At 66.3% G+C, this 21,707-nt stretch carries 23 protein-coding genes; 15 read left to right on the top strand and 8 right to left on the bottom strand.

The window, feature by feature from the left end:
• Window positions 1-69 precede the first annotated feature (69 nt).
• Complete coding sequence (locus tag AX676_RS09860) at window positions 70-381, bottom strand: FtsB family cell division protein (protein WP_066479466.1); 312 nt, start codon at window positions 379-381, stop codon at window positions 70-72.
• Window positions 382-579: 198 nt separating this feature from the next.
• On the opposite strand from AX676_RS09860, the gene AX676_RS09855 reads away from it, so the two are divergent.
• On the top strand, window positions 580-1,455 hold the full coding sequence (locus tag AX676_RS09855) for a formate/nitrite transporter family protein (protein ID WP_197417036.1): 876 nt from the start codon (window positions 580-582) through the stop codon (window positions 1,453-1,455).
• Window positions 1,456-1,578: 123 nt separating this feature from the next.
• Here the strand turns inward: AX676_RS09855 and AX676_RS09850 are convergent, their stop codons facing one another.
• Window positions 1,579-2,541: a hypothetical protein gene (locus AX676_RS09850; protein ID WP_066479470.1), complete on the bottom strand. Its 963-nt coding sequence runs from the start codon at window positions 2,539-2,541 to the stop codon at window positions 1,579-1,581.
• 247 nt (window positions 2,542-2,788) lie between these two features.
• Between AX676_RS09850 and AX676_RS09845 the strand changes: the two genes are divergently transcribed.
• A complete protein-coding gene (locus AX676_RS09845) occupies window positions 2,789-3,169 on the top strand; it encodes a DUF1203 domain-containing protein (RefSeq protein WP_231725995.1) in 381 nt (126 codons plus the stop codon).
• Window positions 3,170-3,375: 206 nt separating this feature from the next.
• On the opposite strand, the gene eno is transcribed toward AX676_RS09845, so the two are convergent.
• On the bottom strand, window positions 3,376-4,653 hold the full coding sequence (gene eno / locus AX676_RS09840) for a phosphopyruvate hydratase (RefSeq protein ID WP_066479471.1): 1,278 nt from the start codon (window positions 4,651-4,653) through the stop codon (window positions 3,376-3,378).
• 167 nt (window positions 4,654-4,820) lie between these two features.
• On the opposite strand from eno, the gene AX676_RS18070 reads away from it, so the two are divergent.
• The 5 genes from AX676_RS18070 to AX676_RS09815 all read left to right on the top strand — a co-directional run bounded on the left by AX676_RS18070 (window position 4,821) and on the right by AX676_RS09815 (window position 6,920).
• Window positions 4,821-5,387, top strand: coding sequence for a hypothetical protein (locus AX676_RS18070; RefSeq protein ID WP_197417035.1), 567 nt, complete (start codon window positions 4,821-4,823; stop codon window positions 5,385-5,387).
• A gap of 28 nt (window positions 5,388-5,415) precedes the next feature.
• Window positions 5,416-5,763: a phage holin family protein gene (locus tag AX676_RS17295; protein ID WP_066760200.1), complete on the top strand. Its 348-nt coding sequence runs from the start codon at window positions 5,416-5,418 to the stop codon at window positions 5,761-5,763.
• Window positions 5,760-6,110 (top strand): hypothetical protein, encoded by a 351-nt coding sequence (locus AX676_RS09825; protein ID WP_066479475.1) that lies wholly within the window; start codon window positions 5,760-5,762, stop codon window positions 6,108-6,110. The genes AX676_RS17295 and AX676_RS09825 overlap by 4 nt, the downstream gene beginning before the upstream one ends.
• Window positions 6,107-6,559, top strand: coding sequence for a hypothetical protein (locus AX676_RS09820; protein WP_066546537.1), 453 nt, complete (start codon window positions 6,107-6,109; stop codon window positions 6,557-6,559). The genes AX676_RS09825 and AX676_RS09820 overlap by 4 nt, the downstream gene beginning before the upstream one ends.
• 133 nt (window positions 6,560-6,692) lie before the next feature.
• Window positions 6,693-6,920, top strand: coding sequence for a DUF4170 domain-containing protein (locus AX676_RS09815; protein ID WP_066479481.1), 228 nt, complete (start codon window positions 6,693-6,695; stop codon window positions 6,918-6,920).
• Between the two features lie 21 nt (window positions 6,921-6,941).
• Here the strand turns inward: AX676_RS09815 and AX676_RS09810 are convergent, their stop codons facing one another.
• From AX676_RS09810 to carA, 5 genes are all read right to left on the bottom strand, one after another.
• The gene (locus AX676_RS09810; protein ID WP_231725994.1) at window positions 6,942-7,568 is read right to left on the bottom strand and encodes a rhomboid family intramembrane serine protease; all 627 of its coding nucleotides are present in this window, start codon (window positions 7,566-7,568) and stop codon (window positions 6,942-6,944) included.
• Window positions 7,569-7,579: 11 nt separating this feature from the next.
• Complete coding sequence (greA, locus tag AX676_RS09805) at window positions 7,580-8,056, bottom strand: transcription elongation factor GreA (RefSeq protein ID WP_066479483.1); 477 nt, start codon at window positions 8,054-8,056, stop codon at window positions 7,580-7,582.
• Between the two features lie 83 nt (window positions 8,057-8,139).
• A complete protein-coding gene (gene carB, locus AX676_RS09800; RefSeq protein WP_066479486.1) occupies window positions 8,140-11,475 on the bottom strand; it encodes a carbamoyl-phosphate synthase large subunit in 3,336 nt (1,111 codons plus the stop codon).
• On the bottom strand, window positions 11,475-11,759 hold the full coding sequence (locus AX676_RS09795; RefSeq protein ID WP_066479488.1) for a hypothetical protein: 285 nt from the start codon (window positions 11,757-11,759) through the stop codon (window positions 11,475-11,477). The genes carB and AX676_RS09795 overlap by 1 nt, the downstream gene beginning before the upstream one ends.
• Window positions 11,756-13,039: a glutamine-hydrolyzing carbamoyl-phosphate synthase small subunit gene (gene carA / locus AX676_RS09790; protein ID WP_066479494.1), complete on the bottom strand. Its 1,284-nt coding sequence runs from the start codon at window positions 13,037-13,039 to the stop codon at window positions 11,756-11,758. The genes AX676_RS09795 and carA overlap by 4 nt, the downstream gene beginning before the upstream one ends.
• Before the next feature lie 124 nt (window positions 13,040-13,163).
• On the opposite strand from carA, the gene AX676_RS09785 reads away from it, so the two are divergent.
• The 8 genes from AX676_RS09785 to AX676_RS09750 all read left to right on the top strand — a co-directional run bounded on the left by AX676_RS09785 (window position 13,164) and on the right by AX676_RS09750 (window position 21,637).
• Entirely contained in the window at window positions 13,164-13,616 is a 453-nt protein-coding gene (locus AX676_RS09785; protein WP_066479497.1) for a GatB/YqeY domain-containing protein, read from the top strand.
• Window positions 13,617-13,761: 145 nt separating this feature from the next.
• Window positions 13,762-14,187, top strand: coding sequence for a GIY-YIG nuclease family protein (locus tag AX676_RS17290; protein ID WP_082731223.1), 426 nt, complete (start codon window positions 13,762-13,764; stop codon window positions 14,185-14,187).
• On the top strand, window positions 14,187-16,070 hold the full coding sequence (dnaG, locus tag AX676_RS09780) for a DNA primase (protein WP_066479499.1): 1,884 nt from the start codon (window positions 14,187-14,189) through the stop codon (window positions 16,068-16,070). Before AX676_RS17290 ends, dnaG begins: the two co-directional genes overlap by 1 nt.
• Before the next feature lie 46 nt (window positions 16,071-16,116).
• Complete coding sequence (gene rpoD, locus AX676_RS09775; RefSeq protein WP_066479502.1) at window positions 16,117-18,150, top strand: RNA polymerase sigma factor RpoD; 2,034 nt, start codon at window positions 16,117-16,119, stop codon at window positions 18,148-18,150.
• A gap of 348 nt (window positions 18,151-18,498) precedes the next feature.
• Window positions 18,499-19,392 (top strand): hypothetical protein, encoded by an 894-nt coding sequence (locus tag AX676_RS09765; protein WP_066479506.1) that lies wholly within the window; start codon window positions 18,499-18,501, stop codon window positions 19,390-19,392.
• A gap of 113 nt (window positions 19,393-19,505) precedes the next feature.
• Entirely contained in the window at window positions 19,506-20,168 is a 663-nt protein-coding gene (locus tag AX676_RS09760; RefSeq protein ID WP_066479508.1) for a DUF6975 family protein, read from the top strand.
• A gap of 89 nt (window positions 20,169-20,257) precedes the next feature.
• A complete protein-coding gene (locus AX676_RS09755; RefSeq protein ID WP_066480104.1) occupies window positions 20,258-21,109 on the top strand; it encodes an AAA family ATPase in 852 nt (283 codons plus the stop codon).
• Window positions 21,110-21,112: 3 nt separating this feature from the next.
• The gene (locus AX676_RS09750; protein WP_066479510.1) at window positions 21,113-21,637 is read left to right on the top strand and encodes a gamma carbonic anhydrase family protein; all 525 of its coding nucleotides are present in this window, start codon (window positions 21,113-21,115) and stop codon (window positions 21,635-21,637) included.
• The last annotated feature ends 70 nt before the right edge of the window (window positions 21,638-21,707 follow it).

Below are 21,707 nucleotides of genomic sequence, written 5' to 3'. Positions count from 1 at the left end.
ACGCAAACGTCACCCTCGCCGCATCGCGATCCATTCGTATGCGACGCGATCCGGACCGCCGCAGCGCGCCTATTCGAGCGGGATGATGACTTCGTTGGGATGCACGACGTTCAGCTTGGTGCGAACCAGCTCGTCGACCATGTCGGGATCGGCGCGCTTCTGGTCGAGCAGGCGGACGCGATTGCGAAGTTCGGCGCGGGCCTGTTGCAGCTCGGCAAACTGCGCGGCCTTGACCTCGCGCTGGCGGACATAGTCGCCGTAGCGCAACACGCCATTCGGCCCGAGCACCGCATAATAGCCGAAGAACAGCATGAAGATCATCGACAGCGCGGGCACGCCGGCCCGGCTGACCAGGGATCGAATATTTGCTGATCGTGCCATGTCCCGTCATTACGCAAGCCGCGCCCGCGATCAACAGCTTTTGGTAACCATGACGCGATGCGCCCGCGCTTCGAGCGCAGAGGCTGCACCCTTGAGCGGATTTGCGGCTTGGCCAATGGCCCGCGCGCAATGGACAAGGGGCCACCGCAACCGACCGCCCGGCCAAACGTTACGGCTTCAGCTATTTTGGGGGATGTCGTGGACGAGCAGAAAACCGGCAAATCACCCGTCGCCCGAAACGCGTTGGTCGCGGGCGACGCGGCGAAGGACGACTCCGGCCTGTCGGAAGCAGAGCAGGAAAAGATCGACGATCAGGCCCCGCTGCGTTCCCCTGCCCTGTTCGCGTCGATCAGCCAGGCGGGCGACGAGGAGATGCGACGGCCGTCCGGATCGCTGTTCTGGTCGGGCCTGGCGGCAGGCGTCGCGATTTTCGCATCGGTGATCGCGGAGGGCGCGCTGCATGAGAAGCTGCCCGAAATGGTCGGGCGCGAGGCGATCGCGGATCTTGGCTATTCGGTCGGCTTCCTGATCGTGATCCTGGGGCGTATGCAGCTGTTCACCGAACAGACGGTCGTTCCCGTCCTGTCGGTCGCGCGTCGCCCCACGCGGTCCAACCTCGCGCGGCTCGGGCGACTGTGGGCGATCGTGTTCGGGGCCAACATGATCGGGGCCTTCGCCGTCGCCGGGGTGGCAGCGGCCGGCGGGCTGGCCGCCCCGCCGCTGCAACAGGCGATGGTCGAGATTTCGATGAGCCTGCTGGGCAAGTCGCCGGGCGACGTGCTGCTGCAGGGGATACCCGCGGGCTTTCTGATCGCATCGATCGCCTGGCTGCTGGCGAGCACCAAGAGCGACCATTTCGCGCTCGTGCTCGTCATCACCTATGTGATCGCACTTGGCGGGTTCAGCCACGTCGTCGCCGGCGCGGCGGAGGCGTTCCTGCTCGCCTGGTCGGGCGAGGCGACCTTCGTCTGGGCGGTCCGCGACTTCATCCTGCCCGCCCTTGCCGGCAACATCATCGGCGGGACCGGCCTGTTCGCGCTCTTCGCCTACGCCCAGGTCCGACGGGAGCTTTAGCCGCTCAGCCGCTCAGCCCAGGCCGCACCGCTGAGCGACTTTGCCGAAGTTCTTGGCGGCCCGGAAGTCTGCAAAGCCGAGAACAGACTGGCGGGTGGTTGGTCTGGGGGGCCTGCGCCCCCTTCACTCTACGGCCATTGACCCCGGCGCCTCGCTCGCGGTCCGAGCGGCCGACGCAGCGCCGCCTCGACCGGCGCCTCGTGACGCGAGTACCGAGCCAATGACCGCCAGGATTGCGTAAATCGCCGTGATTGCCAGCATCGTCGCGGACAATTCCGCCGCCCCGGACGCCGTCTGCAGCACCAGCGTGGCGACCGGGCCGAGCGCGCAGATCGCGCCGGCCACAAGGGGCGACGTCAGCGCCACTCCGGCCTGTGCCAGATAGATCGGGCCGATGAGGATCGCGAGAAAGATAACCGCCTGTCCCCCCATCTCGATTGCGGACATGCCGTTGAACGGCTGGGGGAGCGTCGCGGCAACCGATCCGGCGATCACCGCGACCAACAAAAAGCGGGAGCCCACGACGGCGAGCGGCGACACGCCAAGATGATTGAAGCGCTTGGCGTAAATGGTTTCAGCGGCGATGGCAGTCCCGGCCATCGCGGCGAGCGACACACCGATCGCCCCGATGGTCAAGGCAAGCGCCAATACACAGCAGGCCAGGCCCCAATGCATAGCCCGCTCGGCGTTACCCGGCCGTCGCTCGCCTTGGCTGGTCAGGCCGAGCGCACCCAGCGCCATGACGGCGACCGGCGCAATTCCGCTGAACGCCAGGTTCACTGCGGCCGGTTCCACCAGACGCAGTGCCTGGAAATAGCTCAGCCAGGCCATCGCCGTCGTCAGGTTGAGGAGCAACACGGTTCGCCAGCCACGGATCAGCAACCGAAGCTGATCCGGGCTGAACACCAGCAACGCCGCCCCGAACACCAGTGCGGCGGTCCCGAAAGCGAGCGCGGCTACTTCGAATAAGCCAAGCTGACCGAAAAGATGGCCGAGATAAACATCGCGAACCGCTTGTGACGCGACGAAGCCGATCAGGCTGGCGATCCCGAGCGAGGACGCCATCCCCTTTTCAGTGCTGCGCATACTTCCCCCGTTGGACGATGTGACGCGCTCTTGCTGGCAGCATTGCCCGCAATGACATCCCGTTCCTTGCGCCCGAAGCAGGCGCGCGGTGCATTGGCCGCAACAAGCGGGACGCGCCGCCACCCGCCCCATGCCAATGACATGTCCGAGAGGAGACACAGATGTCGTTTCGGATCGAAGACTCGCCCCGGCGCAGTTTGCGCCACTCTTCGCCAAGAGCGACGCGGCGCTTGCACGCAACGGCATTGTGACGGTTTACGCCGACAATGACGATTATCCCTGCCGCATATCCCTCGCCGGCGCGGCAAGGGGCGATCGGCTGCTGCTGCTCAATTTCGAGCACCAGCCGGCATTGTCACCCTATCGCTCGGCCCACGCCATCTATGTCGCCAGCGGCTCGCGAGCGGCGGCACAGTTCGTGGATACCATCCCCCCGGTGATCGCCGCGCGGCTGCTGTCGATCCGCGCGTTCGACACGACCGGGATGATGGTCGACGCCGACGTCATCGACGGCACCCGCGCGGTCGATCTGATCGAGCGCCAGTTCGCGGATCCCCGTGCCGCCTATCTGCATATCCATTTCGCCAAGCGGGGATGCTTCGCCGCCCGGGTCACCCGCGCGAATTGAGGTCGGGAGGGCCTTTGCCCCCCCCTGTCCTACACTGCACCCCCATGCCATCCTCCCCGCATGGCGTAATTCGCCCCTTTTCCCGTCACTCCTGCATCATCGCCGCGCCGCGCCCTCCCGCGCGAATCCTGCACAGCCCGCAACTTCCGCAACTTCGAGGGATTCGCGCGGGTTTGCCGAGACGGTGGCGGCTCAGCGTCAGCCCGTCACCCGCGCAGCACGCTCCGCCCGGCATAGACGCCGGCATCGCCCAGCTCTTCCTCGATGCGGATCAGCTGGTTGTACTTGGCGAGCCGGTCGGAGCGCGCGAGGCTGCCCGTCTTGATCTGCCCGCAATTGGTGGCGACCGCCAGGTCGGCGATCGTCGCATCCTCGGTCTCGCCCGAACGATGCGACATCACCGCGGTGTAGGACGACCGCGTCGCCAGGCTGACCGCTGCCAGCGTCTCGGTCAGCGTGCCGATCTGGTTGACCTTGACCAGCAGCGAATTGGCCAGGCCCTTGTCGATGCCCATCGCCAGCCGCTTGGGATTGGTGACGAACAAATCGTCGCCGACCAGCTGGACCTTGTTGCCGATCTTGTCGGTCAGCGCCTTCCAGCCCTCGAAATCATCCTCGCTCATCCCGTCCTCGATCGACAGGATCGGATAACGCGCCGCCAGATCGGCCAGATAATCGGCCATTTCGTGCGGGGTCAGCGACTTGCCCTCGCCGACCATCTCGTACTTGCCGTTCTTGAAGAACTCGGTCGCGGCGCAGTCGAGCGCCAGCATGACGTCGTCGCCGGGCGTGTAGCCCGCCGCCTCGATGCTTGCCATGATGAAGTCGAGCGCGTCGGTGGTGCTCGCCAGGTTGGGGGCGAAGCCGCCCTCGTCGCCGACCGCGGTCGCCAGCCCCTTGTCATGCAGCTTCTTCTTGAGCGTGTGGAAAATCTCCGCGCCGCACCGCACCGCCTCGGCCAGGCTGGGCGCGCCGACCGGCATCACCATGAATTCCTGGAAGTCGATCGGATTGTCGGCATGTTCGCCGCCATTGATGATGTTCATCATCGGCACCGGCAGGACCAGCGCCGACACCCCGCCGACATAGCGATAGAGCGGCAGGCCGCGCGCATCCGCCGCCGCCTTTGCCACAGCCAGGCTGACGCCCAGGATCGCGTTGGCACCCAGCCGGCCCTTGTTCTCGGTGCCGTCCGCCTCGATCATCGCCATGTCGATGTCGCTCTGGTCCTCGGCGTCCATGCCCAGCACTGCTTCCGCAAGGTCGGCATTCACTGCCTCGACCGCCGCCAGCACGCCCTTGCCCAGGTACCGGCTCTTGTCGCCGTCGCGCCGCTCGACGGCCTCATGCGCGCCGGTCGACGCGCCGGAGGGGACCGCGGCGCGGCCGAAGCTGCCGTCCTCCAGCATCACATCGACCTCCACCGTCGGGTTGCCGCGGCTGTCCAGAATCTGGCGCGCGTGGATGTCGATGATTGCGGTCATGGAATGATCTCCCTAGGTATTGGCCGTGGACGGACGGGCCACCCGGCGCTGCCTCTATCGGCTGTCGCGGAGCGGAGCAATTGCCGCCGTGCCGGACGGAACCCCCGCCTTCGGACGATGTTGTCTGAAACGAGCGCGAACTTATTCTTTTGAGGGAAACCCAAGTCATGGCCAATCAGAACGCCCCCGAGGAAACCCCCGCCGTCCCCCTGCCCGTCACGCCGGCCTTCGATGATGCCGCGCTGGCGACGCACCCGGCCGAGCCGACCATCGACCCGCTGGCCGCGGATACCGCCGGTGGCGACATGGCGATGGCCGACGCGGGCACGAGCGACGGCACCCGCACCAGCAAGGCGCGCGAGGCCGTGCGCGAGCAGGCGGAGAAACTCACCGGCAAGGCGACCGAGCAGGCCCGGGGGTTTGCCGCGCAGGGCAAGGAACGCGCGACCGGCGTGCTCGATGAACTGGCGCGGATGATCGACGATGCGGCCGGCACCGTCGATGAACGCGTCGGCGAACAATATGGGCGGTATGCCCGCTCCGCCGCCGGTGCGGTGTCCGGCTTCGCCGAAAATCTGCGCGGCAAGGAGGTCGACGAGATCGTCGACGATGTGCGCGAGTTCGTGCGCAAGAGCCCGGCGGTCGCAATCGGCACCGCCGCTGCGGTCGGATTCGTTCTCGCGCGCATCCTGCGCTCGGGCTTCGACGGCGAGGACGGTCGCCGCGACGCCTGAACGAGATCGCCGACAGGGGGCAGGGACCGTGGACGAACCAGACGATGCGGCAGGCATCGGAACGCTGATCTCTAGACTGTTGCACGACGCACGCGCCTATGCGCGCGCGGAAGGCGATTATTACCGCGCGCTTGCCGCCGAGCGCGCAACCCACGCGGGGATTGCGGCAGGACTGGCGGCGGCCGCCCTGTTCCTTTTGATGGCGGTGGTGACGGCCACGTTGGTCGGGGTGCTGCTGCTGCTCGCCCAGATGGTTGGGCTGGCGTGGGCGACGCTGATCGTACTCGTCGTCGGGCTTGTCATTGTCGCGCTGCTGGGTCGTGCGGCCATCCAGCGCGCGCGGCGGGTCACTTTGCCTACCAAGGAAATTACATGACCGCCCCCACGAACCCCCGCGCCGCACGGCTCGCCGCCGATCTGGCGCGCCAGCGGATGAATGCGACGATCACGGAACTCAGGGGGCGGGTGGCGCCTGCCCGCCTTCGGGACGACGCGGTCGCCGGCCTGCGCACACGGGCGGAGGCGACTGCGGAACACGGGCTGGCGGCAATGAAGCGCCAGCCGGGGCTGACCGCTGCGGGGTTTGTCGCAACGGTGGTGCTCATCGCGCGGCAACCGCTGATCGCGGCGGCCCGCAACTGGTGGGAGCGACGGCGCAACGGCGGCGTTGATCGCTTTCCACCCAAATCCAACGACGACATCCTGAAAGGAACCGATCGATGACAGAGGAAGTGAACGCCACCGGCGATACCCGGACCCCGCGTACCGAGCGGATCAAGGAGGCGGTCGGTACGATCAAGGAACGTGCCGGCGGGGCCTATTCGCAAAGCCGCGCGCGGGCGGGCGATGTCGCGCAACGCGCTGGCGAAAGCGTCGAGAATGCGCCGATGGCGGTACTGGTCGGTGGATTGGCGGTCGGCGCACTCGTCGGCGCGCTGCTGCCGCGCAGCGAGCGCGAGCGCCAGGCGCTGGCCCCGGTGGGCAAGCGAATCGCGGGAACGACCGCGGCCGCGCTGGCGGCGGCGCGCGATGCGGGACGCGAGCAGCTCAACGAACTCGCTCCCAAGGATGCGATTCGCAATAAGCTGTCGGACGCGATCGGCCAGGTCGTGACGGCCGCAAAGGAAAGCGGTCGCGAAGCCGCGAAGGCGGGCGGCACCTCCCAGCCCTGATTTTAGCGCAGCTCGCGACCCGGCTTCGGCGCGACGCGCTCTTGAGCCGCGCGCCGATCCCGCTATTCCCTCACGCAAACGCGGCGCGATTCCGGTCGCGCCGCAATCCACCCGGCATGTTGGAGTAGCGGTTTTGAGCAAGATGCATCTGGTCTTCGGCGGTCGGGTCACCAATCCGATGACGCTCGATTTCGCCGACCTTTCGGCGATCGAGGTGGTCGGCTTCTATCCCGACTATGCCAGCGCCGAGAAGGCGTGGCGCGCCGCCGCGCAACGCACCGTCGACGACGCCGAGATGAAATATGTCGTCGTCCACCTGCACCGGCTGCTCGAGCCCGATCAGGGTCCGCCCGCCGCCTGATCCGCCGGTCGCGAAAACGGGTCAGCTTGGGCGGTGCCGGCGCGGGAGGAGCGGAAACGCCAGGATCATGCCGAGCAGGAACCCGCCGATATGCGCGGCACCCGCAATCGGAAAGCCGGCCGCGGTGCTGACGAGCGCGACGACGATGTTGAGAACAATCCAGCCGCCGGCGATCCAGGCGATGTCGACGACGCGTCCGGGGATCGGCCCGATTGCCCGCGCCTTCCGGCGGCTGAAGAACATCGCATAGCTGCCGAGGACGGCGGAAACCGCCCCGCTCGCGCCGACCATCGGCGACATCGATGCCGGATCGAGCGCCCATTGCGCCGCCGCCGCAGCATAGGCGCCCAGCAGGTAGATGAGCGCGACGCGTGCCGGCCCCAGTAGCCGTTCGACCAGCCGCCCGGTCTGGGCCAGCATCAGCATGTTGAAGCCAAGATGCACCGGACCGCCATGGACCAGCGTCGCGCTGAGCGGGGTCAGCCATGCCGGCACCACCGCCAGATAAGGCGGCATGACGATCAGGCCGCTCACCCGCGCCGGGATGACGCCGCCGGCCGCGATCGCAAGATTCTCGTTGCCGGAGAAGGTCAGCGCGAGGCTGACCGCGCAGGTGACCGCGACGATCACCCACGTCATCACGGCCATGCGCTCTCGGATCAGATGAACTCGATCTTCGAAATGAGATAGTAGCGATCGCCCGACGGCACGGTGACTTCGACTTCGTCATCGACGCGACGGCCGATCAGCGCGCGGCCAAGCGGCGAGTTGTAGCTGATCTTGCCCGCGGTCGCATCCGCTTCGGCCTGTCCAACGATCTGATAGGTGACGGGCTTTTCGTCCTCGTCGATCAGCGTCACGGTCGCGCCGAACACGATCTTGTCACCCGACAGGTCGCGCGGATCGATCACTTGCGCGCGGCTCAGCTTGTCCTCGATATCCGAGATCGACGCTTCGATCTGGCCCTGACGCTCCTTGGCCGCGTGATATTCGGCGTTTTCCGACAGGTCGCCATGCGCGCGCGCTTCCTCGATCGCATCGACGATCAACGGACGCTCGGCACGCAGCCGCTTCAGCTCCGCGCTCAGCTTTTCATAGCCCTCGGCCAGCATCGGCAGCTTTTCGACGGTCGCCATTTATGTATCCCTCACTGAACAAGCCCCGATCAAGCGGACCCGGTGGAGAGGCCCGCCCGCACATCAACTCCGATTTGATGGGATCAATGCTGCGACGGCGAATAATAGGATTGAAGCGGCCGCACTTCAAGGGACTGCCGCGAAAGCGCCACAATCGCACGCGCCGCCGCGACGCTGGCGGGCGCGGTGGTGAAATAGGGCACTTTCTGGGCCAGTGCCGAGCGGCGGATCGATGCCGAGTCCTTCAGCGACTGCCAGCCTTCGGTGGTGTTGAAGATCAGCGCCACGTCGCGGTCGAGGATGCGATCGACGATATGCGGGCGACCCTGTGCCACCTTGTTGACGCGTTCGACCGCGATTCCCTGTGCCGCGAGGAAGTCGGCGGTGCCCGACGTGGCGATGATCGTGAAGCCGTGATCGGCGAGCAACCGCACGCCCGGAAGGATCACGTCCTTGTCGCTGTTCTTGACGCTGACGAACAGCGTCCCCGACTGCGGCAGCGTGACGCCCGCGCCGAGCTGCGCCTTGGCAAAGGCGGTCGCGAAGTCGCGGTCGATCCCCATCACCTCGCCCGTCGACTTCATTTCGGGGCTCAGCACCGGATCGATGCCGGGGAAGCGACCCCAGGGGAACACCGCTTCCTTGACCGCGATATGATCGATGTGCCGGTCGATCGGCGGCAGGTCGCGCAGCTTCTCGCCCGCCATCACGCGGCTGGCATATTTGGCGATGGGTGCGCCGATCGCCTTGGCGACAAAGGGCACCGTGCGGCTGGCGCGCGGATTGACCTCGATCAGATAGACCTCGCCGTCCTTGACCGCGAACTGGATGTTCATCAGCCCGCGGACCGAGAGTGCGCGGGCGAGCGCGTCGGCCTGGCGCTCGATTTCGGCGACGATCGCGGCGGACAGGCTGTGCGGCGGAATCGAGCAGGCGCTGTCGCCCGAATGGACGCCGGCTTCCTCGATATGCTGGAGTACGCCGGCCACGACGACATCGTCGCCGTCGCAGATTGCATCGACATCGACCTCGATCGCGTCGCGCAGATACTGGTCGATCAGCACGGGTGAGTCGCCGGACACCTGAACCGCGGTCTGGATATAGTCGTCGAGCTGCTGCTGGCCGTCGACGATCTCCATCGCGCGGCCGCCCAGCACATAGCTGGGGCGCATCAGCACCGGATAGCCGATGCGGTTGGCGACGGCGACCGCCTCGTCACGGCTGCGCGCAATGCCGTTGGCCGGCTGCTTCAGGCCCAGCTTGGCGACCAGTGCCGCAAACCGCTCGCGATCCTCGGCCAGGTCGATCGCATCGGGGCTGGTGCCCAGGATGGGAATGCCGGCATCCTCCAGCGCCTGGGCGAGATTGAGCGGCGTCTGGCCGCCGAACTGGACGATGACGCCGACCAGCGTGCCGTTCGATTGCTCGACATTGAGGATCTCGAGCACGTCCTCCGCGGTAAGCGGCTCGAAATAAAGCCGGTCGGAGGTGTCATAGTCGGTGCTGACCGTTTCCGGGTTGCAGTTGACCATGATTGTCTCATATCCCGCTTCAGCCAGGGCGAAGCAGGCGTGGCAGCAGCAATAGTCGAACTCGATCCCCTGCCCGATCCGGTTCGGCCCGCCGCCCAGGATGACGATCTTGCGCGCGTCCGACGGCATCGCCTCATTCTCGGGCGCGCCAAAGCTCGGCGCCTCATAGGTCGAATACATATAGGGCGTCTTCGCGTCGAACTCCGCCGCGCATGTGTCGATCCGCTTGAAGACCGGGCGCACGCCCAGACGGTGGCGGAGCGCGCGCACCTCGCGCTCGGTGATGCCGCCGGTCATCGCCACGACCGCGTCGCGCACCAGCCCCGATCCGCGCGCGATGCCGCGCGCCATGCCGCCGCGAAGATTGGCGGACTTGAGCGCGAGATAGGCGAGCCGCTTGTCGCTGAAGCCCATCCCCTTCAACCGCCGCATGCCCGCCGCATCGCGTGGCAGGCCGTTGGCGATCACCTCCGCCTCGGCCTCGACGATCTCCTTCATCCGCTCAAGAAACCAGGGATCATATTTCGCGATCGCGTGGACCTCTTCGACGGTGAAGCCCTCGCGCAGCGCCTGTGCCGCCACGAGCAAGCGGTCGGGCGTCGCCTGCGAAAGCGCCGCCTCGATCTCGGCGCGCGGCGCGCCAACCAGCCGGTCGACATCGTTGAAGCCCGACAGGCCGGTTTCCAGCCCGCGCAGCGCCTTCTGCATCGATTCATGGATCGACCGGCCGATCGCCATCACTTCGCCGACCGACTTCATCGCGGTGGAGAGCAGCGGTTCGGCACCCTTGAACTTCTCGAAGGCGAAGCGCGGGATCTTGGTGACGACATAGTCGATCGTCGGTTCGAACGACGCGGGCGTGACGCCGGTGATGTCGTTGGTGATCTCGTCCAGCGTGTAGCCGACCGCCAGCTTGGCGGCGACCTTGGCGATCGGAAAGCCCGTCGCCTTCGACGCCAGCGCCGATGACCGGCTGACGCGCGGGTTCATCTCGATCACGATCAGCCGGCCGTCCTTGGGATTGACCGCGAACTGGACGTTCGATCCGCCGGTTTCCACACCGATCTCGCGCAGCACCGCGATGCTGGCGTTGCGCATGATCTGATATTCCTTGTCGGTCAGCGTCAGCGCGGGGGCGACGGTGATCGAATCGCCGGTGTGGACGCCCATCGGATCGACATTCTCGATCGAGCAGATGATGATGCAGTTGTCGTTCCGGTCGCGGACGACCTCCATCTCATATTCCTTCCACCCGAGCAGCGATTCCTCGATCAGCACTTCGGTGGTCGGTGATGCATCCAGCCCGCCGGTGACGATCTGGATGAACTCCTCGCGATTATAGGCGACGCCGCCGCCGGTGCCGCCGAGCGTGAAGCTGGGCCGGATGATCGCGGGCAACCCGGTGTGGTCGAGCGCGGCCAGCGCCTCGTCGACGGTATGCGCGATCGCCGAGCGCGCGGATTCGAGCCCGATCCGGTCCATCGCGTTGCGGAACTTGATCCGGTCCTCGGCCTTGTCGATCGCCTCCGCATCCGCGCCGATCATCTGCACGCCGTATTTCGCCAATGTGCCGTCGTTGAACAACGCGAGCGCGGTGTTGAGCGCGGTCTGGCCGCCCATCGTCGGCAACACCGCGTCGGGGCGCTCCTTCTCGATGATCTTGGCGACAATTCCGGGCGTGATCGGCTCGACATAGGTCGCGTCCGCCAGCTCGGGATCGGTCATGATCGTCGCCGGGTTCGAGTTGACCAGGACGATGCGATAGCCCTCCTCCTTCAACGCCTTGATCGCCTGCGTGCCCGAATAATCGAACTCGCACGCCTGGCCGATGATGATCGGCCCCGCGCCGATGACGAGGATGGAGGAAATGTCGGTGCGCTTGGGCATTATTTTTCTTCCGGAACCTCTTCGTTACCGACAAAACCGAGTTTCGTCGGAATGATGCTTGCGCGCAGACGCTTGAGGACGCAGTCCACCTTTTCGAACTCTGCTTCGGGTGAAGGCTGAAATGCGACTTCCTCGCCCCCTAAGTGCCTCAGCCAATGGCGGGGGGCGTTGCAGAAATCAGTCATCGCATCGAGCTCGGTTTGCGTCACCTCGACGCTTTGCGTTTCAAGCGCAGCTACTTGTGCAGCTGCTTGTAACGCGAACGCGATAGGGAGAATGATCACGCGGCGTTCCCCAACATCCCCACGAACCGCTCGAACAGGTAGAAGCTATCCTGCGGCCCCGGCGACGCCTCCGGGTGATATTGCACGCTGAACGCCGGGCGGTCGGTCAGTTCGAGCCCGCAATTGCTGCCGTCGAACAGTGACACATGGGTCTCGCGGGCGTTGGCGGGCAGGCTGTCACGCTCGACCGCGAAGCCGTGGTTCATGCTCGTGATCTCGACCACACCGTCGTCCAGCCGCTTGACCGGATGATTGGCGCCGCGATGGCCCTGGAACATCTTGGTCGTGCGCGCGCCCGCCGCGAGGGCGAGGAGCTGGTGGCCGAGGCAGATGCCGAAGACCGGCAGCTTGTCGTCGAGCAGCCGCTTGATCGGCGCGAGCGCATATTCGCCCGTCGCCGCGGGGTCGCCGGGGCCGTTGGAGAGGAATACGCCGTCGGGCTTCAGCGCCATGATCTGGTCATAGCTCGCATCGGCCGGCAGTACGCTGACCTTGGCACCAGCGCGGACCAGATTGCGGTAGATGTTGCGCTTGGCGCCGTAATCGATGGCGACGACGTGGGGGCGTTTCTCGACTTGGCTCGAAACAGGTTTCTCGACTTCGCTCGAAACGAACGGTGGAGATGGACGTGGGTCTTCAGGAGCGGAGAAGGCTGCTTCCCCGTTGGTTTCGAGCGAAGTCGAGAAACCCGCCGCCCCCTCATAGCCAAAGCCCAGCCGCCACACCCCGCCGTCCCACGTCCCGTGCGTTTCGCGCGTCACCGACTTGGCGAGGTCCATGCCTTCCAGCCCCGGCCAGGCGCGGGCGCGGTCCAACAGGGCGGGAATGTCGAAGTCGCCGTTCGCCGAATGCGCGATCACGCCATTGGGCGCGCCGCCCGTACGGATCCGCCGGGTCAGCGCGCGGGTATCGACGCCGGACAGGCCGATGCGGTCATGCTTGCGCATCCAGTCGTCCAGCCGCTCGACGCTGCGGAAATTGCTGGGGTCGGTCACGTCCTGGCGCACGATCATGCCGAGCGCATGGGGGTCGTCGGCCTCGATGTCTTCCGGGTTTGCGCCCACATTGCCGATATGCGGGAAGGTGAAGGTGATGAGCTGACCCGCGAAGCTCGGATCGGTCATGATCTCCTGATAACCGGTCATCGCGGTATGGAAGCATACCTCGCCCACCGCCGATCCCTCCGCGCCGAAGCCCCGGCCCCAGACCACATCGCCAGTGGCGAGGACGAGCACGCCCGTCGCTCCTTCGGGCGCAGGCAGGGGCTTGGCTTCGGCCATGGGGGTGGTCGCTCCTCGTACGGGGTCCGGCAATGTCGCTAAGGCTCGCCCGCTAGACCCCTGCCCTTTGCGCGTCAACCGCGCTAACAGGATTGGCGAAGATTCATTTTCCGAAAGAAGCCGAATGATCCGAGACGACCTCAAGACCGCGCTCGTCACCGCAATGAAAGCGGGCGAGAAGGAGACGACCGCGACGCTGCGCCTCATCCTGTCGTCGATCAAGAATCGCGACATCGAACTGCGCACCGGCAGCGCGCCCGTGGACGACGACGCGCTGGTCGTCGAGGTGCTGCAGAAGATGGTCAAGCAGCGCCGCGAATCGATCGAGATGTATGAAAAGGGCGGCAGACCCGAGCTGGCGGCGGCCGAGCAGGCGGAAGTGACGGTGATCGAACGCTTCCTGCCCCAGCAGATGAGCGAGGCGGAGACCGCCGCGGCGATCGAGGCGATCAAGGCGGAACTTGGCGCGACCTCGATGAAGGACATGGGCCGGGTGATGGCCGAGCTGAAGGCCCGCCACGCGACCACGCTCGACATGAGCAAGGCGAGTGCCGCGGTGAAGGCGGCGTTGGGCTGATCTCCCCTCCCGCGTGCGGGAGGGGTTGGGCTGAGCGCAAGTCCGGTCACCCCCCGCTCGAACCGTTCGTCTCGAGCAAGGTCGAGAGGCGTGCCAGTCTCCCCAACCGCTCGACTCCGCGAGCGACCTGCCGCAACATCGCGCGATGGCATTTTGGGCTTATATTTTGCGCTGCGCCGACGGCAGCTATTACACCGGCCATAGTGACGATCTCGATCGGCGGATCGCCCAGCATCAAGCTGGCGGGCATTGTGACTACACCTCTCGGCGGCGGCCAGTGCAGCTGGTGTGGCGAGAGACGTTCCAAACTCGGGTGGAGGCGCTTGAGGCCGAGCGGATGGTTGGCGGATGGTCACGCGCCAAGAAGGAAGCGATGATTGCTGGCAATTGGTCGCTGGTCTCCCACCTCGCGCGACCACCGAAGGAGCGTTTCTCGACTTCGCTCGAAACGAACGGGCAGGCGAGAGCGCGATTAGAGGATCTGGGTTCAAAGCAGAACCCGTTGGTTTCGAGCGAAGTCGAGAAACCTGCTACGGGCGCGCCGAACTCAAGCAAAAGCCCGCACCGATAATGACCCTCACCCCCGCCTTTCTCGACGAGCTGCGCGCGCGCACCACGCTGTCCGCGCTGATCGGGCGCACGGTGAAGGTCCAGCGCGCGGGGCGCGAGTACAAGGCGTGCTGTCCCTTCCATAACGAGAAGACGCCGAGCTTCACGATCAACGACGACAAGGGATTCTATCATTGCTTCGGCTGCGGGGCGCACGGAGATGCGATCCGATGGATGACCGATCAGCGCGGCCTGCCCTTCATGGATGCGGTCAAGGAACTGGCGACGATGGCGGGCATGGAGGTCCCCGCACCCGACAAGCGGTCCGCCGAACGCGCCGAAAAGGCGAAGGGGCTGCACGAAGCCTGTGCCGATGCCGCGCGCTGGTTCGCCGAACAGCTCGACGGGGTGGCGGGGGCGGAGGCGCGCGCGCTGCTGCAGCGCCGCGGCATTCGGCCGGAAACCGCGCGCACATTCGGCCTGGGTTTCGCGCCCGACAGTCGGCGCGGGCTGCGCGACGCGCTCAAGGACTATGGCGACGCGCTGCTGGTCGAGGCGGGGCTGCTGATCCATGTCGACGGCAAGGAGCCTTATGACCGCTTCCGGGGCCGGTTGATGATCCCGATCCGCGATCCGCGGGGGCGGGTCATTGCCTTTGGCGGCCGGATCATTGGGGATGGCGAACCCAAATATCTGAACTCGCCCGAAACCCCGCTGTTCGACAAGGGGCGTCAGCTCTACAATCTCGACCGCGCCGCCGCCGCCTCGCGCAAGGCGGGGCGCGTGATCGCGGTCGAAGGCTATATGGACGTGATCGCGCTCGCTCAGGCAGGGTTCGACGAAGCGGTCGCGCCGCTCGGCACCGCGATGACCGAGGAGCAGCTGCAGCGGCTGTGGCGGCTCGCCGACGTACCGCTGCTGTGCCTAGACGGCGACGCGGCGGGACAGAAGGCCGCGATCCGTGCCGCGCACCGCGCGCTGCCGGTGCTGCCCGCCGGACGCAGCCTGGCTTTCGTCACCCTGCCCCCGGGCCAGGACCCCGATGACGTCGTGCGCACGGCCGGGGCGGCGGCGTTCGAGGCGCTGCTGGCCACGCCCCAGCCGCTGGTCGACCGGCTGTGGGCGCATGAATTCGCCGCCGAGCCGCTGACCACGCCCGAGGCGCGCGCCGGGCTGAAGCGACGATTGGCCGAGCTGGCGAGCACGATCGGCGATCCGATGGTGCGCGACGAATATGCGCACGAATTTCGCGAGCGCGCCCGCGCCGCGTTCGCGCCACCGCCGCGCGCGCCCTTCACGCCCCGCGCACCGGGCAAGCCGGGTGGACGGCGCGGCCAGAAATGGAGCGGCTGGGCACCCCCCGACCCCCCGCCTTCGCCCGCTGCGCACGCGGTCCAGGCAGGCGGGCTCGACCCGGTGCTGGCCAAGGCGGTGCTCGCCGGGCTGATCCGGCACCCGGCCGAGATCGCCCGGCACCTGGAGGTGCTGTCATCGTTGCGCATCGCCAACGGTGCGCTCGGGCGGCTGTTCGAGGCGGTGATCGATCTGGCGGTCGAGGATCAGGCGCTTGATAGCGACGGCGTGCGCACCATATTGGCTCGGTCGGGCTTCGATCAGATGGCGGCGGAGTTGCTTCGGGCTGATTCGCTCCCCTTTTCGTTCACACGGAATGCGGCGGACGATCGCGTGCGCGCGGTCGCCGATCTGGGCGAGGCGATTGCGGTGCTGGCGGCGCGTCCCCGGGTGGATGCGGCACTGGCGCGCGCGACGGCGGAAATGCAGGCCGATTTCGACGAAGCGGCATTCGCGCGCCAGGTCGCGCTGGTGAAGGAACGCCAGGCGCTGGACGCGCGTCTTGCAAATCTGGTGCTGGCGGACAAAGACGGTTCGCGACTCGACGATTAAAATTGCACGCGCCTCGATCGAGGCGGCTGAATGCGAAGGGCAATTGATGGCGAAGACGAATGGTGGCGGCGACGAAACGATGGAAGTGGGTGACGCGCCGCTGATCGACCTGAACGAGGGATCGATCAAGAAGCTGGTCGCGCGCGCCAAGAAGCGCGGCTACATCACCGTCGACCAGTTGAACGAGATGCTGCCGCAGGACCAGATGACGTCCGAGCAGATCGAGGACATCATGTCCGCGCTCAACGACATGGGCGTCAACGTCGTCGAGAACGAGGACGCCGGCGAGGATGCCGAGCCCGACGAGGACGGTGCCGACGAGATCGAGGCATCCGAAGGTCAGGACGACGCCGCGCCGGCATTCGAGACGACCAAGAAAAAGGAAACGATGGACCGCACCGACGACCCGGTGCGGATGTACCTTCGCGAAATGGGCGCGGTCGAACTGCTCAGCCGCGAGGGCGAGATTGCGATCGCCAAGCGCATCGAGGCCGGGCGCGACACCATGATCCTGGGGCTGTGCGAGAGCCCGATCACGTTCAACGCGATCATCAACTGGTCGAACGCGCTCAACGAAGGTACGATGCAGCTGCGCGAGATCCTCGATCTCGACGCGATGCTGTCGAAGGATCCCGCGCCGGAGAGCCTGAGCGACGACGACGATGGCGGCGACGGCGAGATTTCCGAGAAGAACGCCGGCCCGACCTTCAAGGAAGAGGAAGAGCCCGAGGAAGCGTCGGCCGACGAGGACGACGAGGAATCGATGACCGAGCGGCGAACGCCGCGCCCGTCCGACGACGAGGAGGAGGACAATACCCTCAGCCTCGCGCAGATGGAGGAGCAGCTGAAGCCGCAGGCGCTGGAGAAGTTCGCCAACATCACCTCGGTCTACAAGAAGTTCGCCAAGGTGCAGGCGGCGCGGATCGAATCGATGTCGGCGGGCAACGAGTTTCCGGGTGCCGAAGAACGCAAATACCAGAAACTGCGCGAGGAGCTGACCGCCGAGGTCGAGAGCGTCCAGTTCCACCAGGCCAAGATCGAATATCTGGTCGACCAGCTCTACAGCTACAACCGTCGCCTGACCGCGCTGGGCGGCCAGATGCTGCGCCTCGCCGAGCGGCACAAGGTCAATCGCAAGTCGTTCCTCGACAGCTATGTCGACCATGAGCTCGACGAAAACTGGCTGCAGTCGGTCCAGGGCATCGACAAGAAGTGGAAGGCGTTCGCGGAGAATGAGGCGGATGCCGTCGACCGGATCCGCACCGAAATCGCAGAGATCGCCCAGGCGACGGGCATGTCGCTCGCCGAGTTCCGCCGCATCGTCAACATGGTGCAGAAGGGCGAGCGCGAGGCACGGATCGCCAAGAAGGAGATGGTCGAGGCGAACCTGCGCCTCGTCATCTCGATCGCCAAGAAATACACCAATCGCGGGCTGCAGTTCCTGGATCTGATCCAGGAGGGCAATATCGGTCTGATGAAGGCGGTCGATAAGTTCGAATATCGCCGCGGCTACAAGTTCAGCACCTATGCGACGTGGTGGATCCGTCAGGCGATCACCCGCTCGATCGCCGACCAGGCGCGGACGATCCGCATCCCGGTTCACATGATCGAGACGATCAACAAGCTGGTCCGGACCAGTCGCCAGTTCCTGCACGAGCAGGGCCGCGAGCCGACGCCCGAGGAAATGGCCGAGCGGCTGTCGATGCCGCTGGAGAAGGTCCGCAAGGTGATGAAGATCGCCAAGGAGCCGATCAGCCTCGAAACGCCGATCGGCGACGAGGAGGATTCGCATCTCGGCGACTTCATCGAGGACAAGAACGCGATCATCCCGGTCGATGCGGCGATCCAGGCCAATCTGAAGGAAACCGTGACGCGGGTGCTCGCCAGCCTCACCCCGCGCGAGGAGCGCGTGCTGCGCATGCGGTTCGGTATCGGCATGAACACCGATCACACGCTCGAGGAGGTCGGGCAGCAATTCTCGGTCACGCGCGAGCGCATTCGCCAGATCGAGGCGAAGGCACTGCGGAAGCTCAAGCACCCGAGCCGCAGCCGCAAGATGCGCAGCTTCCTCGACCAATAGCGTCGCTGGTCGGCCCGCGACGCGCTTGAACGCCCCGGGCGCTGGATGCGGCGCCCGGGGCGTCGACGTTGGACCGGATGGCCCGACGTCAGGGTTTCCGGAAGAAGGAGGGACCGGGGTTCCTTCCGGAAAGCGGGGATCAGGCGCTGTGGCGCCGGCCCCTTTTGCGCCAGCTGGGCTTGCGATCGCGCTACGCCATGCGTGGGCGCCGATCGCGTATTCCGCGCGATGATCTGCTCCGTTCCGGACCAAATAACGCGATCAATCTCGCCGGTTTCGACCGATCGCGCGACGCGCGGCCGTGAATTACGCATTTGTGCCACCCGCACGACCGAACGGGGGGACGGCATGGGATTTGAAGCGGCGATCGAACCAGCGGCGGGATCGGGCTTCGCGGATGCGCAGGTGACGGCGTCGCAACTGGTCCGGCAATTCGGCATATGGCAGGAGCGCGCGGGGCACGCGCCCGTCTTCATCCATCACCGCGGGCGTGCCAAGCTGGTGCTGGCCAGCATGGAGCAGGTCCGGCAGTGGCAAGCGATCGGCCGGTCGCCCGGACCGGGCCTGCCGTCGGTGGAGGCGTTGCTCAACGGCTTTGCGACGCCGTTGCTGCTTCTCGACCATATGGGCGCGATCGTGGCAAAGAATGCGGCGGCGGAATCGTGGATGGCCCCCGCCGACGCCTGGCTGGCGCCGTTGCAGGCGACCATCGTCGATGTGGCGCGCCACCGGATCGCCGAGCGGGTCGTCGTGCGTGGCGGTGTGGACGGGAACGGCACGTTCGAAATCGCACTCCAGCCCTGGCTCGACCATGTGCTGGTCCGCATCGACAATGCGTCGCTCGGCCAGCAGCTGCAGGATCGCATCAGCGCGCTCGACGCCATGCAGCGCGCGATCGACCAAGTCGCGCCGGATGTCGCGTCCGCGCTCCTCACCCCGCGCGGCTATCTGTCGGCCCCTTCACCTGCGCTTGCCGCGATGACGGGGATCGCGCTGGCCGCGACGATCGACATGCGGTTCGTCAGCCTGATCGACATCGCCAGTCGCGTCACCGTCGGCGACCTGATCGACGAAACCTTTCGGACCGGCACCCCGGCACGCGCCGAAGCCTATCTGCGGGTCAATCGCGCCGACCCGATCGCGGTTTCGATCGGGCTCGCCCCGATCCGTGAGGCGGCCGCGATCACCGCGTTGCAGGTCGTGATCGCGCGTCAGTCGCCACCCGCGCTTATCCACAGCTAAGCAGGGGTTAACGGGCAATACACCGCGTCTTTACGCCCTTTGGTTTACCGAGTTTCGGCAAGCCCGTCGGTGCGGCGGTTTGCCGGACCGGACGAACGAATTTGGGGGTATGGGTGGAGCGCGCAGAAAGCGTAGTATCAGGCGCGTCTTGGGAAGCCCTTACCGCTTTGGCGGCGGCGGAGGGCAGCGGTCGTCACCGCGCCTTCAAGCGGCTCGTCGCGGGCGCGCCGGTCCTGCGCGACCTGGCCGACGCCATCCACCTGATCTGCATCCTCCACGGCCAGTTTCCGGGCGTCATCGATCTGGTCGCATCGCATTCGGGCATTCCCGCCGATCATCCGTGGGTCCAGAATGCGCGCGCGGGTTTCGCGTTCGAGCGGGCCTATCTCGTCCGCATCGCGGTTGCCGCCGGGCCGATGCCCAGCACGCCGGGGCAGGCGGAATCCGAAGCCACCGTCATCGCCCAGCGCCACGCCGTCGAAATGCTCGGCCGGTCGGACCGCACGGGTTGCGCCCTGGGGGCGGCGGCGGCGCTCGTGCTTGACTGGGCGGAGATCCGGGGCCTGCTCGACACGACGGCGGACCGGCTGGGGCTGATCGACCCGCCGGGCACCATGCTGCCGGCGTCGACCGCGACTGCCGCGGTGGTGAGCGAACTCGTCACGCGCCCCGCGATCGAACGCGCGGTGTTGTTCGGTGCGCAGCAGCTCCTGCTCCAGCATCAGGGCCTGTGGACCTTGCTCGAGGCCCGGGCCGAGGCGCGCGGCCGGAGCTGAAACCGCGGCGCACGCGGATCATCGCTTGCGCATTGCCACCTCCGACCGGTATCGGCTTCGAACAATCGGTACGGAGATCGGGGATGTCGATGCGGTTCGAGGGCACGTCCAGCTATGTCGCAACCGAGGATTTGAAGGTTGCGGTCAACGCCGCGGTCACGCTGCGCCGCCCGCTGCTGGTCAAGGGCGAACCCGGCACGGGCAAGACGGTGCTCGCGCACGAAATCGCCCGCGCGGTCGGCGCGCCGCTGATCGAATGGAATGTCAAATCGACCACCAAGGCGCAGCAGGGCCTTTACGAATATGACGCGGTCGCCCGCCTGCGCGACGGCCAGCTCGGCGACGCGCGCGTCCATGACATCGCCAACTATATCCGGCGCGGCAAGCTGTGGGAGGCGTTCACTTCCCCCACCCTGCCCGTGCTGCTGATCGACGAAATCGACAAGGCGGACATCGAATTTCCCAACGACCTCCTCCAGGAGCTCGATCGCATGGAATTCCATGTCTACGAGACCCGGGAGACGGTGAAGGCGGTCGAGCGCCCGATCGTCGTGATTACCAGCAACAACGAAAAGGAATTGCCCGACGCATTCCTTCGCCGCTGCTTCTTCCACTATATCAAGTTTCCCGACCGCGACACGATGCAGGCGATCATCGACGTTCATTTCCCGGGCATCCAGAAGATCCTGGTCGGCAAGGCAATGGACATTTTCTACGAGGTCCGCGAGGTGCCGGGGCTCAAGAAGAAGCCGTCGACCAGCGAACTGCTCGATTGGCTCAAGCTGCTGCTGCACGAGGACATGCCGCTCGACGTCCTCCAGTCGCGCGACCCGACCAAGGCGATCCCGCCGCTGCACGGCGCACTGCTCAAGAACGAGCAGGACGTGATGCTGTTCGAGCGGCTTGCCTTCATGGCGCGGCGCCAGGCGCCCAAGGCCTGACGCGTGCCGCTTTATGAGATCGACGCCAAGCGCCCGGTCGTTCCCACCGATGCATGGGTGGCGCCCAGCGCGGACCTGATCGGCGAGGTCGTGCTGGGTGCGGGGGCGAGCGTGTGGTTCGGTGCGGTCATCCGCGCGGACAATACCGCCATCGTCGTCGGCGAACGCAGCAATGTGCAGGAAGGCGCGATGCTGCATTCCGACCCCGGCGCGCCGGCCACGGTCGGCGCGGAGTGCACGATCGGCCACCACGCCATCCTGCACGGCTGCACCATCGGGGACCGCGTGCTGATCGGCATGGGCGCGATCGTGCTCAATCATGCTGTCATCCCGGACGACTGCATCGTCGGCGCGGGCGCGCTGGTCACCGAAGGCAAGACGTTCGAGCCGGGAAGCCTGATCGTCGGCAGCCCCGCCCGTGCCATCCGCACGCTGGATGACGGGGCACGCGCGATGCTGCGCCTTTCCGCGCAGCATTACGTGCACCGCAGCGCCAATTACGCCCGCACGTTGAAGCGAGTCGACTGACCGGCGACGCCGGACATCGTGCTTTCCGTAGCGAACTGGACAGCTATTCCGGTTGCGCTATGAAACGGGG

Source organism: Sphingomonas sp. CCH21-G11, from assembly GCF_001555965.1.
Classification (GTDB): Bacteria; Pseudomonadota; Alphaproteobacteria; order Sphingomonadales; family Sphingomonadaceae; genus Sphingomonas.
The sequence above is the reverse complement of the archived record's forward strand: the minus strand, read 5'-3'. Positions and strand labels throughout refer to the sequence as shown.

Excerpts from the sequence above, each read along its gene's own strand:
- AX676_RS09860 (WP_066479466.1), bottom strand. The coding sequence starts at position 381 with ATGGCACGATCAGCAAATATTCGATCCCTGGTCAGCCGGGCCGGCGTG.
- AX676_RS09850 (WP_066479470.1), bottom strand. The coding sequence starts at position 2,541 with ATGCGCAGCACTGAAAAGGGGATGGCGTCCTCGCTCGGGATCGCCAGC.
- eno (WP_066479471.1), bottom strand. The coding sequence starts at position 4,653 with ATGACCGCAATCATCGACATCCACGCGCGCCAGATTCTGGACAGCCGC.
- AX676_RS18070 (WP_197417035.1), top strand. The coding sequence starts at position 4,821 with ATGGCCAATCAGAACGCCCCCGAGGAAACCCCCGCCGTCCCCCTGCCC.
- AX676_RS09825 (WP_066479475.1), top strand. The coding sequence starts at position 5,760 with ATGACCGCCCCCACGAACCCCCGCGCCGCACGGCTCGCCGCCGATCTG.
- AX676_RS09820 (WP_066546537.1), top strand. The coding sequence starts at position 6,107 with ATGACAGAGGAAGTGAACGCCACCGGCGATACCCGGACCCCGCGTACC.
- AX676_RS09810 (WP_231725994.1), bottom strand. The coding sequence starts at position 7,568 with ATGGCCGTGATGACGTGGGTGATCGTCGCGGTCACCTGCGCGGTCAGC.
- greA (WP_066479483.1), bottom strand. The coding sequence starts at position 8,056 with ATGGCGACCGTCGAAAAGCTGCCGATGCTGGCCGAGGGCTATGAAAAG.
- carB (WP_066479486.1), bottom strand. The coding sequence starts at position 11,475 with ATGCCCAAGCGCACCGACATTTCCTCCATCCTCGTCATCGGCGCGGGG.
- carA (WP_066479494.1), bottom strand. The coding sequence starts at position 13,039 with ATGGCCGAAGCCAAGCCCCTGCCTGCGCCCGAAGGAGCGACGGGCGTG.
- AX676_RS09785 (WP_066479497.1), top strand. The coding sequence starts at position 13,164 with ATGATCCGAGACGACCTCAAGACCGCGCTCGTCACCGCAATGAAAGCG.
- AX676_RS17290 (WP_082731223.1), top strand. The coding sequence starts at position 13,762 with ATGGCATTTTGGGCTTATATTTTGCGCTGCGCCGACGGCAGCTATTAC.
- dnaG (WP_066479499.1), top strand. The coding sequence starts at position 14,187 with ATGACCCTCACCCCCGCCTTTCTCGACGAGCTGCGCGCGCGCACCACG.
- rpoD (WP_066479502.1), top strand. The coding sequence starts at position 16,117 with ATGGCGAAGACGAATGGTGGCGGCGACGAAACGATGGAAGTGGGTGAC.
- AX676_RS09765 (WP_066479506.1), top strand. The coding sequence starts at position 18,499 with ATGGGATTTGAAGCGGCGATCGAACCAGCGGCGGGATCGGGCTTCGCG.
- AX676_RS09755 (WP_066480104.1), top strand. The coding sequence starts at position 20,258 with ATGCGGTTCGAGGGCACGTCCAGCTATGTCGCAACCGAGGATTTGAAG.